This is a genomic window from Acinetobacter sp. NRRL B-65365, from assembly GCF_001605865.1.
Taxonomy (GTDB): domain Bacteria; phylum Pseudomonadota; class Gammaproteobacteria; order Pseudomonadales; family Moraxellaceae; genus Acinetobacter; species Acinetobacter vivianii.
The window spans coordinates 62,875-78,464 of sequence record NZ_LRPD01000078.1 but is presented as its reverse complement, the minus strand read 5'-3'; the positions used below and the strand labels follow the sequence as shown (position 1 = coordinate 78,464).

Sequence of the window (15,590 nt, the reverse complement as noted above, 5' to 3'; positions counted from 1 at the left end):
CAATAATACACAAAGGGCTAAATGGAACGACTAGTCAATAAGGGATAACACAATGGAAAAGATATTAGGACAGTCTGCAAGGGCAAAAATCACGTTGCTATTATGCTTTGCAATCGCAATTTTTGAAGGTTTTGATCTTCAGTCAATGGGGGTAGCCGCCCCACGAATGCGGGCTGAGTTTATGTTGGACAATGGACAGATGGCGTGGGCATTTAGCGCTGCAATTTTAGGAACACTACCAGGTGCCATATTAGGTGGTCGGTTTGCCGATATTGTCGGGCGTAAGAAAATTCTGATTTTTAGTATTTTACTTTTTGGAATTATGTCTTTGCTAACGGCTTATGCTGCTAACTTTAGTTTGCTGTTACTCATTCGTTTTTGTACTGGTTTAGGAATGGGTGGGGCACTTCCGATGATGATTACACTGGCATCTGAAGCTGTACCCGATAAATATAAAGGGACAGCGGTAAGTATTATGTATAGCGGCATTCCTTTCGGTGGATTACTCACCTCTGTCGTTGCCATGTCGTTGGCAGGCGATGCAGAGTGGCGTCATATTTTCTATATTGGTGGGATTGCGCCTATTTTACTCATTCCACTGATTATGCGATTTTTACCTGAGTCAAATGATTACCTACAACGTAAAGGTCAAGCGCAAAAAACCACGCCATTCTTGGAAGTTTTATTTGCAAAAGAGCGTCGTATGTCGACGATTCAGCTTTGGGTCAGTTTTTTCTGTACGCTCGTTGTACTGTATTTCTTGTTGAATTGGTTGCCGTTACTGATGGGCGCGCAAGGCTTATCGAAACTTCAGGCAAACTATGTGCAGATGGGTTACAACGTTGGCGGAATTTTAGGTTCGATTCTCATGGGTGTATTGCTTGATAAATTACGTATGGGCTTTGTGATTAAACTGATTTATCTCGGTATTTTATTTTCACTGTGCTGTTTAGCAATTTCTCCGACAGTGGCTTTACTTGCACTTTCGGCAGTGGGTTGTGGCTTATTCATTGTGGGTGGACAATCGGCATTATACGGTTTGGCTGCCATGTATTACCCAACAGAAATGCGTGGAACTGGAGTAGGTGCAGCAGTTGCAGTCGGGCGTATTGGTTCTTTTGCAGGACCTTTAATGGCTGGTTTTTTACTTTCACTTGGACAAAGCTCGACCATCGTGATTGGTTCAAGCATTCCAGTGATCTTAATTGCAGCGATCTCTGCATTACTTCTTGTCAAAAAACCTAAACAGCCTGTACATTTAGTACAAAGCTCAGGTGCTCGCTAAGTTTTAACGAAAGTATGGGGTTAGTGCTTCATACTTTCACTACAGATTTTCTTATGATGATTGAAAGGTTATGGTACGTTCGAATTCAGTTCAAAAAAAAGTAGAAGATGAGCCTAAGTTAAGTTACATGATTGCTCGTGTTGACCGAATTATTAGTAAACATTTAACAGAACATTTAAAAGAGCTTGAAATTACCTTGCCGCAATTTACTGCGCTTTCCGTTTTAGCTTCAAAAAGTAATTTATCCAATGCCAAGCTTGCTGAGCGATCTTTCATAAAGCCGCAATCAGCCAACAAAATCTTGCAAGATCTACTGGTGAATGGCTGGATTGAGAAAAAACCAGATCCTACACATGGCCGCCGTATTTTAATTACGCTGACCGACAGCGGTATTGATAAGCTCAATAAATGTAACGAAGTGGTTTCAAAAGTTGAGGAAAAAATGCTGGAGGGCATTGATATTAACTTGGCTTATTTAATTCGTAATAACCTCGATATTATGGTGAATAACCTTAAAAACCTTTGATAAAAGGTGGTTGGTAATTTAATTTTTTAAAATCTACAGAAATGCTTAAGCACTGATTCACACAGAAAATTTATTTCATTTTACAAATGAACTTGCTAGCATCGAAGTGACGTTTTTGGTGATGTGTGGCAGCGAATGTCTTCAGGACAACAAGTTTTACTTAAACTAAGAAAAATGATTATTTCAGGGGAACTTGAAGGCGGTGCCAGAATTGCCGAAATTCCGACTGCCGAGTTACTTGGTGTTTCAAGGCAGCCTGTTCGTATTGCCTTTCGGTTGCTCGAGCAAGAAGGCCTCCTCATTAAAAACCCAACTCGTGGTTACACAGTTCGTGAAATTTCAGAACAACTTGTTCATGATGCGCTTGAAGTGCGCGGTGTGCTGGAAGGGTTAGCTGCGAAAACTTTGGCAGAACAAGGCTTAAGCGAAGAGCAAAAAAAGACGTTGCAACATTGCATTCAGGAAACTGAAAAACTATTTAATGATAAAGACGAGTTTGGTGATGCTGAATTAGAACGTTATCACCATTTCAACGTCATTTTTCATGACACCATTATTGAAGGCGCGCAAAACGTCGCACTCATACAAGCTTTAGCGAAAAACAACCAATTGCCGATGGCTTCTGCTCAAGCCATTACCTATGACCAGAATCAAGCTTTGTCAGAATATCGCCGTTTGCACTATGCACATTTACAGCATTGCTCGATTTTCGATGCCTTGGTACATCGTCAGGCAGGGCGTGCTGAAACCTTAATGCGTGAACACAGTAGCGTAGTGATTTTGGGTGAAACCTTAAGAAATGTTTTAAGTGCTTAAGATGAAATAAGTTCCTTTATGTTTGAATAAAGGAACTTGAGTATTAAAGCTCAATCACAAGATTTTTAGTTTTTGCACGAGAACAGCAGGGCGTAAACTGGTCATTCAATGCATGTTCCTCATCGGTCATAAACATATCCCGATGATCAGGCGTGCCTTCTACTACGCGGGTAATACAGGTACCGCAAATACCTTGTTCACACGAAACAGGAATATCAAAACCATTTGCAATCAATGCCTCAGTAGCAGTCTGCTCTGGTAATACTTCAATTCGACGGCCCGTACCTTTCACTTCAATCGTAAAAGCTTCATCGTTAGATGTATCTACTTTTTGAGCAACAAAATGCTCTTGATGTAACTGTTCGCTATGCCAACCTGCTTGTTCAGCCGAACTCATAACAAACTGCATAAACCCTGTTGGTCCACATACATATAAGTGTTTATCAGGTGAAGCTTGGTCCAAAGCCTCTGCCATATTACATTCGGTGTCTGGTTGATCTTGAATATGAAAATGAACTTGGTCACCAAAGTGCTCGGTTAAGTTGCCATAGAAAGCAATCATTTCATGACTACGAACAAAGTAGTGCAATTCAAAAGGAATATTGGCCGACTTAAGCCGATACGCCATCGACAAAATAGGGGTAATACCAATCCCACCCGCAAATAAAACCGCTTGTTTGGTTTGAGGGTGAATTTCAAATAAATTGCGTGGTTCACCAATCTTTAAATGGTCGCCTTCACGATATTCAGTATGTATGCAACGTGAACCACCGCGTGAATTAGCATCATGTAAAACACCAATGACATAGCGATGCTTTTCAGTGCAGCAGTTTGAAAGTGAATATTGGCGGGTGAGACCGTTTTTCAGATGCACATCAATATGCGCACCTGCTCCAAAACTCGGCAGCTCCGTACCATTTGCTGCAACCAATTCAAATGCACGAATAGTCGGGGTGAGCTGGTGAATTTTTTGAATAATAACGTCCATGTTTATGCTCCTTTAAATAATCCGAATGTTTGGAAACTTCTGTACGGACGTTTCAGGAGGTGTTTTATTTTCTTCGGCAAGCAGTCGCTCAATCACCTTACGAGACTGTACACCGCCTGCATCGATGTTGAGCATGAGTAATTTGCGATGTGGATTGTTTAAAATATTTTGCTGCTGTTGCTCAAGCATTTCTAAATCTTCAGTAAAGATTTTGCCTTGGCCTTCACGAATTTGATCGGTGAGTTCAGTATTATCTGGCTGGAAGTTACGTGCCATTCCCCAGAAATACCAATGTGAGGTTTCAGTTTCTGGCGTAATAAAATCGACCACGATTGAAGAAACCTTCTTGTCACTTGGCGCTTGATAACCACCATGCCCAGCATGTGCGACACCCACTTCAATATGCACATTACTTGGCGCAAAGAAGTGACAACGTTGCCAACGGTCAACAGGTACATCATCTGCTAAGTGGTTACCGCGAAGGGCCATTTGCCAAAATGGAGGTGCGATCACATTTTCCATATAGCGTTCGGTAACCACATGGTCCTCGTCAACTTTAGTCACAGGCAATGATTCATCAATCTCTTTTTGTCCGATGCTGCTTGAGTGAACATAGGTCTCGTGGGTTAAATCCATCAGGTTATCGACCATCAAGCGATAGTCACAGTGAATGTGAAACAGGCCTCCGCCATAGCTCCATTCAGGATGATCTGCCCATTCTAAAGTTGGCAGTTTTGCTTCATCTGCTAAAGCTTTCTCGCCTGGCCATATCCAAATAAAACCGAATTTTTCGACAACTGCATATGCTTTGTTGCAAGGGAAACCATTTACACGTTGGGCTGGCATAGAAACAGTTTTTCCGTCACAGCCCATGACTAAACCATGATAACCACATACAAGGTTGCCATCTTCGACATAGCCAAGTGAAAGTGGGGCACCGCGATGGGGACAAAAATCTTCAACGGCTGCAACTTGGTTTTCTTTACCGCGATAAAAAACAATTTTTTCACCACAGATGGTGCGACCTAATGGTTTGTCTTGGATTTCTTCTGGGCGGCAGGCAACATACCAAGCATTTTTAATAAACATTGTGACGACTCCTTATCACTTATTGGATCCAATTTATAATAAATAAAAATATTGGTCAATTGATAGGCAGTATATTTTTTAAAAATATTGATCTTTAGGTTAGGTTGTTTTGTGGATTTTTAGTTGCTATTAAAGACTCTTGTATTTGCTTTGAATTTTAGAGGCTAAATTTTTATTCATCTTAATTTGGATCCATTTTTGTATGATTGAAAGCTGAATTGGATCTCATATTTGGAATTGTGGTAAGGAAAATAGGCAATGTTTTATGGATCCATATTTTTTATTTCATAAAGTTAAAATAAATTATAAATATATTTTTCAATTGTTTAATCCATTGGTAATTAAATTTTAAAAATATTGTTGATTTTTTGGATCCAAATATTCAGTATAGAAAAAGAGCAGGACGCTCCAAAACAAATATTCCTCTAGGTCATTATGGATACGGATATGCATAACCACCCAATTGCTCTTATCAGCAATGTCGTATGTATCTCTTATCCACATTGGGAGATACACAAATGGAAAGAGATGTTCTAAGTGAGATCAATCAAAACAACATGAGCCGTTATCAATGGTTCGTCATTTTGATCTGTATTTGTCTCAATATTATTGATGGCTTTGATGTGATGGTGATGGCATTTACTGCGCCGTCCGTGTCAGCAGAATGGTCACTTTCAGGTGCACAAATTGGCTTGTTACTCAGTTCAGGCCTTTTTGGAATGGCTGCTGGTTCCATTTTTCTCGCACCATTAGCCGATAAAATCGGTCGCCGTTTACTTATCTTGGTTTGTCTTGTCATTGCAGGTCTTAGCATGTTGGGCTGTGCTTTTGTGCAAAGTCACGGCATGTTGGCCGCACTTCGATTTATTACCGGAATTGGGGTAGGTGGAATCCTTGCAAGTAGTAATGTACTGGCAAGTGAATATGCCAATGCTCGCTGGCGCAGTCTTGCAGTGAGTTTAATGTCTACAGGTTATGGAATTGGCGCGACGCTCGGCGGAGTACTATCACTGGCATTGATTGAGCATTTAGGTTGGCGTTCAATCTTCTTGGCAGGCGGCATTACCACCATTGCAATGTTATTGATCAGCATATGGTTATTACCTGAATCTTTAGATTATTTACTCGCGAAACGACCAAAACAGGCACTCGAACGCATTAATGCAACTGTAAATCGTATGGGCCTTAACCAACTACCAGTGATGCCACATTATGAAAAAATCAGTACGCAAAATGGCAGTGAACTCAGCAAATTATTTACAGGACAGCTTGGATTCCAAACACTTTGTCTTTGGTTTGCCTTCTTTTTAGTGATGTTTGGCTTTTACTTTGTCATGAGCTGGACACCAAAAATTCTTATATCAATGGGGATGTCGCCAGAACAAGGCGTAAGTACCGGTATTTTAATTAGTATTGGTGGAATTTTCGGGGCGGCTATTATTGGTTTATTGGCATCACGCATGAAAATTTTCTATGCCTTAAGTCTATTTTTAGGACTTACTTCGGCATGTGTTTTTCTCTTCGTGGCAGTCTCATCTCAAGTCAGCATCGCTCTCATGGTGGGGTTATTACTCGGCACACTGATTAATGGCTGTGTCGCAGGTTTATATTCGATTTCTCCAACAATTTATGATGCCGAAATTCGTAGTCGTGGCGTGGGCTATGCCATTGGTTTTGGACGAATTGGGGCAATTTTATCGCCAACGGTTGCAGGTATTTTCCTAGATAAAGGTATAGCACCCGCAACTATTTATGCTTATTACGGTGTGGTCTTTATTTTAGCCATTTTCCTGATTTTAAGTTTGAGTAATGCTTTTTACCGAAATAAGAAAGAGCCAGATTACGCACTTAAAACAGCGCCTTAAACCCTTAAAAAATTAAATAGTTGAGATAAAAAATGAAAAAGACACCATTGTGGGTGGGGGTATGCTTGTGCCCATTATTGAGTCAAGTTGTGCATGCCGAGTTTATTGAAGACAGTAAAGCTGAGCTGACACTACGTAATTTTTACTTTGACCGAGATTATAAAAAAGACCCATATCCGTACACAGCGGCTAGAGACTGGGCGCAGGGTCTAATTTTTAAAGGACAGTCTGGTTATAGCGAAGGGACAGTTGGCTTCGGTGTTGATGTGCTGGCAATGGCTGGTTTTAATCTGATGGGAAATCGGGCGGATGACTATGCGCGTAGTGGCTTACTCCAAGTCAATACTGATAACTCACGTGACGATTATTATGGAAAAATAGGCATTACAGGGAAGGCGAAATTTAGAAAAAATGAGCTTTTTGTGGGCGATCTGGTTCCACAGTTGCCGACTATATTCTCATCGCCAGCGCGTTTATTTCCACAGACTTATCGCGGTATCCGCTTTGTTTCAAATGAAATTCCAAATCTTCAACTCGAAGGCTTTTATGTTGATGAAGTACGTCAACGTGACTCAATCCGTTTTACCGATGTCGGCACGGACAATATCAATCATCGTTTTGATAAAGCGGCAACAACCGATTCTTTTTATACATTGGGAGGAAGTTATCAGTTAAAGGATTACCGTTTACGTGCTTATCATGCCGAACTGAAAGACATTTACCAGCAACAATTTTTGGGCTTTAACGGCAAACAGCCTTTAAATGATCAGCTTAACTTTTTAAGTGATGTACGTTTTTTTAACAGTGAAGAAGCTGGAAATAAAAAAATAGGAGAAGTCGATAACCGACATATGAGTGGTTTATTTGGTTTAAACTATCAAGATCATACGGTTTCTTTGGGTTACATGCAGTCATTTGGCTCAACAGGTCTGCCGTTTTTGTCGGGAACAGAAAGTCCAGTTGTGCTTGATTTTATGAGCTCAGACTATTCAAATAAAGATGAAAAAGTCTATTCGATACGTTATGAATATGACTTTCAAAATGCGCGATTAGGGGATGTTTCATTAAACGGACTACGCTTTATGACCCGCTATGCCAAAGGCGAAGACATTGATTTGTTGCAATACGGCGATCAGCGTTTTAAAGAGGAGTCGATGGAATTTGATTTGGGTTATAAAATTCCAGAAGGCAAGTTAAAAGGTTTGGGAATGCGGGCTCGCTTTTCTCATTATCGCAACGATATGCCCACTAATATGACTTTCCATTCCGCCAATGAAACACGATTAAATATTGACTATAGCTTTAAGTTTTAATGTCTTGCGCTAGTCGTCTTTAATTTCATAAAAGAAGCTTGAGATTGGATCTCCGCAATATTTGAGCGAGGTTGTGGAGTTCTGATCCCTTTTTATTACACCTAAAAACATTTATTCCCTCACTTAAAACCCTCTTTTCATTTAGCACAGCCTATTGGCATGCACAGCCAAGTGTTTGGCGTTTAGGGTTAAGTAAATTCCTTCATATCTACATATATTGATTCAAGAAAATAAAAAAAGTCCAGGATGGATTTGGGAATTTACAATGCAAAAGAAAATCTTAGTTATAGCAATCACCTCTATTTGGACAGGTTCTTTATATGCGGCAGCCTTTGATAAAACAGGACAATCTGTTGCGGCATTTTTGCAGCCTGATCATTATTTTGAAGCAAGTCTTGGAGTTACGGACACGTCTTTAAAGGGGCAGGAAGCAGGTACAAATTCAGGAAATAGTACGATTTCTGATATTGGTCATACAGATTACCGCCCCACAGCTGCCTTAAAGTTACAGCTAGCTCCACAGTTCTCTTTTGGCTTGCTGTATGACCAGCCTTTTGGTTCAGATACAGAATACACAGGAAATAATAGCTTTGTTGCCACAGGCAAAGATATGGTGATGTTGCCTGGACTGACAACTACTAGATTGGCAAATGCAACCCAAGGCAATATTCCCACAGGAAATTCCAAATCAAGTTTCGATATACAAAATCTGAGTCTCATTTTGGGCTATCAACCCAATAAAAACTGGAACGTTTATGCAGGGCCGGTTTATCAGACCTTCAAAAGTGAAGTTGAGCTCAGAGGCAATGTCTTTAGTGTTTACAATGGCTATGACTTGCATAGCAAAAGTGTTGGCGATTGGGGGTGGCTGGCAGGACTCGCTTATCAAATTCCAGAAAAAGCAATCAAAGCCTCTATAACCTATCGTTCTGAAATTCAGCATAAAGTGAATGCAGTTGAAAATGCACCTTTGGTCGATATGTTAAAAACTCAACAAGGCCGTGATTTGGTTGACCAGCATTTAGATTACATGATTTCTATTGGTCAAATGTCACCACAGAAAAAGGCGGCATTGAATCAGATTGTTGCAGGTTTGGCACATACCCAAGATTCAGGAAGCACCCAGTTTAAAACCCCAGACTCAGTCAATCTTGAGTTTCAGACCGGTTTACGTCCAGGGACTTTGCTGTTCGGTAATGTCCGTTGGGTGAACTGGAGTGAGTTGAATTTTCAACCTTATCGCTTTGGTGAAATCTCAAAAGTAGTAGGTGTCCTTTCTACGCCAAGCCGTCCAGATGGCTTTAGTCTGGTTCGTTTTTATGATGATCAATGGTCTGCAAATTTAGGGGTCGGGCAGCGATTTTCACCTCAATGGTTGGGGAGTGTATCGGTCGGATGGGATTCGGGAGCGGGAGATAAAGTCTCTACAGGTGGGCCTGTTAAGGGATATTACAACTTAGGTTTAGGTGCTCAATATAGTCCAACAGCTCAATATTTTATTTCTGGTGGGATTAAATATTTCTGGTTAGGCGATGCCAAAGGACAGCTTGGGGCACAGGCGGGCAGTGACTATTACGTCGCAGATTTCAGCGATAACCATTCAATCAGTTATGGTCTGAAAATTGGCTATAAATTTTAATGAGATTAAAAAAGTTCATTGAGAAAGGAATTTAGACAATGAAAAAAGTTGTGAATCAATGGGGTTGGATCGGAGTAACAGCATTTCTGCTCGTCAATGCAGGCGCTGTACATGCCGATGAAGCAAAAGCAAGTCTCCCTGCGGTATCGGCAAAAGCATTAGACCTTATTGATGGTCAAACAGAATGGTTGAGCAAAACTTACAAGGATATTCACGAACATCCTGAATTGGGATTTATGGAAACCCGTACCTCTGCAATTGTAGCCAATGAACTAAAAGCTTTAGGTTTTGAGGTTTCGACAGGTATTGCCAAAACAGGTGTGGTCGGTGTTTTAAAAAATGGCAAAGGCCCAACGGTGATGTATCGTGCCGATATGGATGCATTAGCCATAGAAGAGGCGACCGGCTTGCCTTATGCCAGCAAGGTTCGCGCTAAACTTGCTGATGGTACTGAAACGCCAGTTGCGCATATGTGTGGTCATGATGCACATGTGACATGGATGCTAGGAATGGCGCGTACCATGGCGGCTTTGAAGAATGAATGGAGTGGTACCATTATTCTGGTTGCCCAGCCCGCTGAAGAACCGGTCACAGGTGCGAAAGCGATGTTGGCTGATGGTTTATGGAAAAAATATAATTTACCCAAACCTGATTATTTCTTTGCAGTGCATACCACGCCTATTCCAGTCGGTATGGTATTGAATGCACCAGGTCCACGTATGGCAGGAACAGATCAGCTCGATGTTTTATTTAAAGGTGTTGCTGGGCATAGCTCAGTGCCTCACTTAATTAAGAATCCGATTAATATGGCGGCTAATGCGATTACCCAATATCAGACGATTATGGGCAATGTGGTCAGTGCTCAAGAGCCAGCGGCACTGTCTGTCGGTTCAATTCAGGCCGGCGCGACCAATAACGCTGTGCCGTCTTCGGCTTTGGTCAAAATGAATATCCGCTGGTTTAATCCAAAAGTCCGCGACAATATGCTCAATAGCATCAAACTCATAAGTGATGGCGCAGCCCAGATGCAAGGCATGGAAAAAGATCAACTCCCCGAACTGACCATGAGAGGTTCTGTAACACCTGTGGTGAACGATAAAGATCTTTCTAACCGCCTAAATGGGCCTTTAAAAGCATTATTGGGTGATAAAAAGGTGGTGAATGATTTCCCTGCATTCATGGGATCAGAGGATGTGCATCATTTAATCGATGAGCAGAAAGATGTTCCATTTACTTTTATGTTTGTTGGGGTTGCCAATCCACTTACTTTTGCTGCGGCGAAATTAAAGGGACAAGCTGTACCTTATCTCCCGCATAGTCCGAATTATGTTGTCGATTTAAAGGCATTGCCAATGGGGGTAAAAATCACCACTGTTTCGATGCTGGAACTATTGAATAAGAAGTAAGGCTTTGAAAAAAGATACATCGCAATTGATGTATTTTTTTTTATTTTAAGAGGGAAAAATCAGGTTTTGGAGAGATTTTCACGGTAGTGCAGTGGAGAGCAATCGGTCCAGCGACGAAATGCCCGCGTAAAGCTGCTGACATCTGTAAAGCCGAGAATATAGGCAATCTCAGTAATACTATAAGAATTATTTTTGATATAAGAGCTTGCCAGTTCCTGCCGCGTCTTATCCAAAATTTCACTATATGAGGTATTTTCTAAAGACAGTTTTCGTTGCAGACTACGCGTGCTCAGCCCGAGACTTTTAGCAATCTCTTGTTGTTGTATTTCTCCTGCCGCGAGATTTTCAATAATTTTTACCTTGATCCTTGCCTGAATATTTTCCTTATCGAAACGTGCCAAATAGCGCATGATAATTTCATCATATTCCTGTGACAGGATCGGATTCGCACCTTCCAGCGGAAGTTCTATCGTCGCCGTATCAAAGACAATCATATCTTGGGGTGCATTGAAAATAAGAGGGGCTTTGATAATACTGCGATATGTTTCGAGATCACTGGGCTCAGAACGTCTTAACTCGATCCGTAACGGTGAAAAAAGTGATCCTTGCAACGCTCTGCATGAACGGATAAACACGGAAATAAAAGCATCGATTGATTCGTACTGAACTTCATCAGGCACATGGATGATGAAGTAATGATTCTGGTCTTTGTCATAGAACTCCAGTTTTGGAATGTCCGTTACCAAACGAAAATATCTGATGATTCGGATAAACATCTCTTTGAGTGTGGTACTGGTCGCCAAAGAATGTCCCAGAACATGGAAGGTATGTTGATTGACCTGATTGGCGACTTTAAGCCCAAAACATGAATCTTGTGTTGCCGCGGTTGCCAGTTGCCATAAACGTGCGGTTTGTTGCAGAGAGTAGCGGGCATTCGGATCATTCAGCGCCTGTATATCTAGTCCAGCCTGTTCAATTAAACTTTTACTATCACAACCTGCTTTTTCAAGGGCTTTTTGAATTGCTTTTACCCAACTTGTCAATGCTGTGGCCGTCTGTGGCATGTCATGTCCTATAACGTTTAATTCTCATTCTTGAACTGAGTATAAGGTTTTTTTCATCATTTTTTTATTCAATTCTGCTGACAATCATGAATTGGCATCTATAGCCAATAAATTGGCGTTTCGGGTTAAGCATCAAATCACTGATCTAAATACAGTAGAGTCATAAGAACATCGAGGAACGATGATGAGCTACGTATACAAAGATCCGGCAGGTATGACTGATACCGAAAAAACAGAACATATTAAACTTGTCGTTATGGACGAAGGCGTTAGATTGAGAAAACGTTATTCTGTTTTAAATCACCAAAATACCATTGGCGCTTTAATTCTATTATTTTCCTTACTCGGAATGGGCGCTACCGCCTATTTTTACATCACACAACAGCTTTCCGTGTGGTGGACTATTCCGCTGATTGCATTTTTTGCTTCTTTCACCCATGAATTAGAACATGATCTGATTCACTGGATGTATTTTCGTAAAAAACCGTGGGCACATCATTTAATGATGGGGCTGGTTTGGCTGGCTCGACCAAGTACCATTAATCCCTGGTTACGTCGAGAACTGCATTTCAATCATCATAAATGTTCGGGTACAGAAAAAGATGTTGAGGAAAGAGCATTATGGAACGGTGAGCAATGGGGGGTACTGCGCTTTTTTGCTACGGGCGATAATGGGCTATCTGTTTTATTTAGAGTATTTAAGCTGAAAGACAGTCATCTCCGAAAAATGGTGATTAAGCGGAGTTTAGCTGCCTATTTTCCTTTGGGTATCATTCACTGGTCAATCTGGTATGTGTTTCTAGGTTTCCATGCCCTGAATGCGATTTCAAGTATTGTTGATGCACCGATTGTATGGTCAGCAACGACATTACAAGTCATGCACGTGATCAATATTTTGACCGTGGTATGGGTTGCCCCAAATGTTTTACGGACTTTTTGCCTGCACTTTGTTACCAGTAATATGCATTATTATGGTGATGTTGAATTGGGCAATGTGATTCAGCAGACGCAGGTGTTGACTCCGTGGTGGATGCTACCGTTCCAGTTATTCTGCTGTAATTTTGGTTCAACCCATGCAATCCATCATTTTGTGATTAAAGAGCCTTTTTATCTTCGACAGATGACTGCACCCGTTGCTCATCAGGTGATGCGTGATATGGGTGTTAGATTCAATGACCTCGGCACATTCAAGCGTGCGAATCGTTGGGAACTGAATAAGATTGTCGATTAAGCATAACAGGAAGAGTGTAGCGCGGGACGTTATACTCTTTCTCTCGCTGGCAGGACATTGTTTTATTGAATCCTTGTAAAATCTCTTCTTGGATGCAGAAGGCTGCACTGATCGCATTCAATGAAATATCTTGATATTGAAAATTCACATTCACTGTATAGAAATAATTTTCTCTCACCCATCACAATAAAATTTCACATTGTTGCTCTATAAACGCTATGATTCTAATGAATATCTGATAAGAACAAGTTCCATTAGAGCAGTTAAAAAATGAAAAAAATTGCAGTAGCTTTGGTTTGTTTAGCTCCATTATCAACATCTAGTCTTGCCAATGATTCTACGGGCTATGTTGGGACAGGCGGCATTCAATATCTCAAAAATGCCCAGATTGCGATGCAAAGTGAAGACTTGTTTATTAGCAAAAAGCTGATCAAGGTTGATTATGTTTATAACAATTTAAGTAAGAACGATATTACTGAAACCGTGTTATTTCCCTTGCCGCGTATCGATAATTTCTTTGAAGCGGATTTTGCGCATACCGAGCAGCTTCTAAAAAGTTTTAAGGTTATTGTCGATGGAAAAAATATAAAACCTGAAATGCATGTGCGAACATTTATTCAAAAGGATGAAACGTCGCCGCTCATTGATACGACGGATGCATTTAAACAATGTGGCTTTACTCAGACCGATATGCTCAATCCTTGGGCTAGAAATAACGATGATTATGAATATTATCAAGATAAATTGAGACAATGTAAGCAGCCACAAATACAAAAAATTCTAGCCAATTTCCAAAAAGATGATGTGATTCCGTGGTCATCTCAAGTGATTTATAGTTGGAAACAGACCTTTAAAGCCAATGCATTGACCAAGATTCAACATGCATATCAACCATTGGTCGGTGGTTCTGTTGCGTTATATCCAGATGAATATAATCAGAAATTTTGTATGGATGCCAAATTTAAACAGGGACTAAAAAAAGCCAGTGCAGAACATTCGCCGTTTAGTGCCTTGAGCTATATCCTGACCACAGGAGCAAACTGGGCCAAGCCAATTGAAAAGTTTAAATTGACGATTGAGCGTGATAAAAATGAGCTGGTGTCTTTTTGCTGGAAGGGAAACGTCGAGAAAATTAGCCCAACCCGCTTCCAGATGATCAAGCACAATTTCATTCCCAAAAATGATCTGGATATTATCTTTGTGACTGTGAAATAAGCACTCACTGAAGGTCATCCTCATAAAAATTCAATAAATGCCTAGCGTCATCAGGGGTGTAACTCTCATACTATCAGGTGAGTTAGGGAGAGACGACACAGGATTAAGCGTGAATTTAAAGAATCTGGAAGCATTTTATTGGGTGGTGACTTTAAATAGCTTTAATAAGGCTGCGACTAAATTACAAACCACCCAGCCTGCGGTATCTCAAAAAATCACAGCACTTGAAAACGATCTTGGTTTTAAAATTCTAGATCGAAGTTTTCGTCAGCTTAAACCAACGCATAAGGGCATAACTCTATTTAAGTATGCTGAAAAGTTTATGCGCCTAGAGACGGATCTGGTGGCTGAGCTGACTGAAAACCAGCATTTGACTGGCACAATTCGCTTGGGTGTATCGGAAACTATTGTTTATACATGGCTAGTTGAATATATCGAAAAGGTTCAGCAAGAATTCCCCAAAGTTTCAGTTGAAATTGTGGTCGATCTGACGCCTAACTTACAGGAAGGTGTACGAACAGGTGATCTGGATATGGCCTTTTTGCTTGGGCCAACCTTAGCCTTTGAATGTATCGAACAGGCACTGTGTAATTTCGAACTAAGTTTTTTTGCTTCACCTTCGTTTAAAGGTGGAATTGGGCAAATGTCATTTAAGACATTAATGTCTCATACCATTCTGACCTATCCAAAAATTACCTATCCTTATAAAGAACTCAAAGCAAAAATGAAGGAACAGGGCATTGATGAACCACTTTCAATTACCAGCTATTCATTAGCAACATTGCTACGTCTTGCTGAGCAAGGTTTGGGCATCGCCGTTGTACCGACCTTAACCGCCTTGAAGGAGATCACTGACGGTCGGCTGGAAATCTTAAATACGCCGATTCGCTTAAAGACCTTCCACTTTACCTCGGTGTATATTCATGGCAACGATGTGGCCTTGAAAGAAAAATTAACTGACGTTGCGGTGATGGTGTCGGATAGTGCCATGAAAAGACTGAATGCGCAGATTAATACCTAAATGATCGGCGGCATTTTCCAGTTCTTTTTCTCATTCTTATAAACATTGCTTATTTGCCCAATGATAAACACAGCTTATAGAACGTGATAAGTAAAATTTATCATTAAAGATATTAAAAATAAAAATATTTAA

Annotated in this window: 13 protein-coding genes; 10 read left to right on the top strand and 3 right to left on the bottom strand. The window is 40.7% G+C overall.

Annotated features, from left to right (window positions below):
* Positions 1-52 precede the first annotated feature (52 nt).
* From mhpT to AWW72_RS18285, 3 genes are all read left to right on the top strand, one after another.
* Positions 53-1,285: a 3-(3-hydroxy-phenyl)propionate transporter MhpT gene (gene mhpT, locus AWW72_RS18295; RefSeq protein ID WP_062848270.1), complete on the top strand. Its 1,233-nt coding sequence runs from the start codon at positions 53-55 to the stop codon at positions 1,283-1,285.
* A 70-nt stretch (positions 1,286-1,355) separates the two neighbouring features.
* Positions 1,356-1,811 (top strand): MarR family winged helix-turn-helix transcriptional regulator, encoded by a 456-nt coding sequence (locus AWW72_RS18290; protein ID WP_062848269.1) that lies wholly within the window; start codon positions 1,356-1,358, stop codon positions 1,809-1,811.
* Positions 1,812-1,934: 123 nt separating this feature from the next.
* Positions 1,935-2,627, top strand: a complete 693-nt coding sequence (locus AWW72_RS18285; protein ID WP_077162611.1) for a GntR family transcriptional regulator — start codon at positions 1,935-1,937, stop codon at positions 2,625-2,627.
* Positions 2,628-2,670: 43 nt separating this feature from the next.
* On the opposite strand, the gene AWW72_RS18280 is transcribed toward AWW72_RS18285, so the two are convergent.
* A complete protein-coding gene (locus tag AWW72_RS18280; RefSeq protein WP_062848268.1) occupies positions 2,671-3,615 on the bottom strand; it encodes a PDR/VanB family oxidoreductase in 945 nt (314 codons plus the stop codon).
* A gap of 12 nt (positions 3,616-3,627) precedes the next feature.
* Positions 3,628-4,704 (bottom strand): aromatic ring-hydroxylating dioxygenase subunit alpha, encoded by a 1,077-nt coding sequence (locus tag AWW72_RS18275; RefSeq protein WP_062848267.1) that lies wholly within the window; start codon positions 4,702-4,704, stop codon positions 3,628-3,630.
* Between the two features lie 518 nt (positions 4,705-5,222).
* On the opposite strand from AWW72_RS18275, the gene AWW72_RS18270 reads away from it, so the two are divergent.
* The 4 genes from AWW72_RS18270 (at position 5,223) to AWW72_RS18255 (ending at position 10,927) form a co-directional block, all read left to right on the top strand.
* Positions 5,223-6,569: an MFS transporter gene (locus tag AWW72_RS18270; protein ID WP_062848316.1), complete on the top strand. Its 1,347-nt coding sequence runs from the start codon at positions 5,223-5,225 to the stop codon at positions 6,567-6,569.
* A 32-nt stretch (positions 6,570-6,601) separates the two neighbouring features.
* Positions 6,602-7,882, top strand: a complete 1,281-nt coding sequence (locus tag AWW72_RS18265) for an OprD family outer membrane porin (protein ID WP_062848266.1) — start codon at positions 6,602-6,604, stop codon at positions 7,880-7,882.
* 265 nt (positions 7,883-8,147) lie between these two features.
* Complete coding sequence (locus AWW72_RS18260; protein WP_062848265.1) at positions 8,148-9,521, top strand: outer membrane protein transport protein; 1,374 nt, start codon at positions 8,148-8,150, stop codon at positions 9,519-9,521.
* A gap of 38 nt (positions 9,522-9,559) precedes the next feature.
* Positions 9,560-10,927 (top strand): amidohydrolase, encoded by a 1,368-nt coding sequence (locus tag AWW72_RS18255; RefSeq protein ID WP_062848264.1) that lies wholly within the window; start codon positions 9,560-9,562, stop codon positions 10,925-10,927.
* 59 nt (positions 10,928-10,986) lie between these two features.
* On the opposite strand, the gene AWW72_RS18250 is transcribed toward AWW72_RS18255, so the two are convergent.
* Complete coding sequence (locus AWW72_RS18250) at positions 10,987-11,991, bottom strand: AraC family transcriptional regulator (protein ID WP_062848263.1); 1,005 nt, start codon at positions 11,989-11,991, stop codon at positions 10,987-10,989.
* A 214-nt stretch (positions 11,992-12,205) separates the two neighbouring features.
* Here AWW72_RS18250 and AWW72_RS18245 point away from each other — a divergent pair, with 214 nt between their 5' ends.
* The 3 genes from AWW72_RS18245 (at position 12,206) to mumR (ending at position 15,458) form a co-directional block, all read left to right on the top strand.
* Positions 12,206-13,222: a fatty acid desaturase gene (locus AWW72_RS18245; protein WP_155858576.1), complete on the top strand. Its 1,017-nt coding sequence runs from the start codon at positions 12,206-12,208 to the stop codon at positions 13,220-13,222.
* Between the two features lie 270 nt (positions 13,223-13,492).
* Positions 13,493-14,437, top strand: coding sequence for a DUF4424 family protein (locus tag AWW72_RS18240; RefSeq protein ID WP_062848261.1), 945 nt, complete (start codon positions 13,493-13,495; stop codon positions 14,435-14,437).
* A gap of 109 nt (positions 14,438-14,546) precedes the next feature.
* On the top strand, positions 14,547-15,458 hold the full coding sequence (mumR, locus tag AWW72_RS18235; RefSeq protein ID WP_062848260.1) for a LysR family transcriptional regulator MumR: 912 nt from the start codon (positions 14,547-14,549) through the stop codon (positions 15,456-15,458).
* Positions 15,459-15,590 lie beyond the last annotated feature (132 nt).

Bases quoted from the DNA above. Each gene is read 5' to 3' on its own strand.
- AWW72_RS18265 (WP_062848266.1), top strand. From the start codon at position 6,602: ATGAAAAAGACACCATTGTGGGTGGGGGTATGCTTGTGCCCATTATTG.
- AWW72_RS18240 (WP_062848261.1), top strand. From the start codon at position 13,493: ATGAAAAAAATTGCAGTAGCTTTGGTTTGTTTAGCTCCATTATCAACA.
- AWW72_RS18270 (WP_062848316.1), top strand. From the start codon at position 5,223: ATGGAAAGAGATGTTCTAAGTGAGATCAATCAAAACAACATGAGCCGT.
- AWW72_RS18250 (WP_062848263.1), bottom strand. From the start codon at position 11,991: ATGCCACAGACGGCCACAGCATTGACAAGTTGGGTAAAAGCAATTCAA.
- AWW72_RS18290 (WP_062848269.1), top strand. From the start codon at position 1,356: ATGGTACGTTCGAATTCAGTTCAAAAAAAAGTAGAAGATGAGCCTAAG.
- AWW72_RS18260 (WP_062848265.1), top strand. From the start codon at position 8,148: ATGCAAAAGAAAATCTTAGTTATAGCAATCACCTCTATTTGGACAGGT.
- mhpT (WP_062848270.1), top strand. From the start codon at position 53: ATGGAAAAGATATTAGGACAGTCTGCAAGGGCAAAAATCACGTTGCTA.
- AWW72_RS18245 (WP_155858576.1), top strand. From the start codon at position 12,206: ATGACTGATACCGAAAAAACAGAACATATTAAACTTGTCGTTATGGAC.
- AWW72_RS18255 (WP_062848264.1), top strand. From the start codon at position 9,560: ATGAAAAAAGTTGTGAATCAATGGGGTTGGATCGGAGTAACAGCATTT.
- AWW72_RS18275 (WP_062848267.1), bottom strand. From the start codon at position 4,704: ATGTTTATTAAAAATGCTTGGTATGTTGCCTGCCGCCCAGAAGAAATC.
- AWW72_RS18280 (WP_062848268.1), bottom strand. From the start codon at position 3,615: ATGGACGTTATTATTCAAAAAATTCACCAGCTCACCCCGACTATTCGT.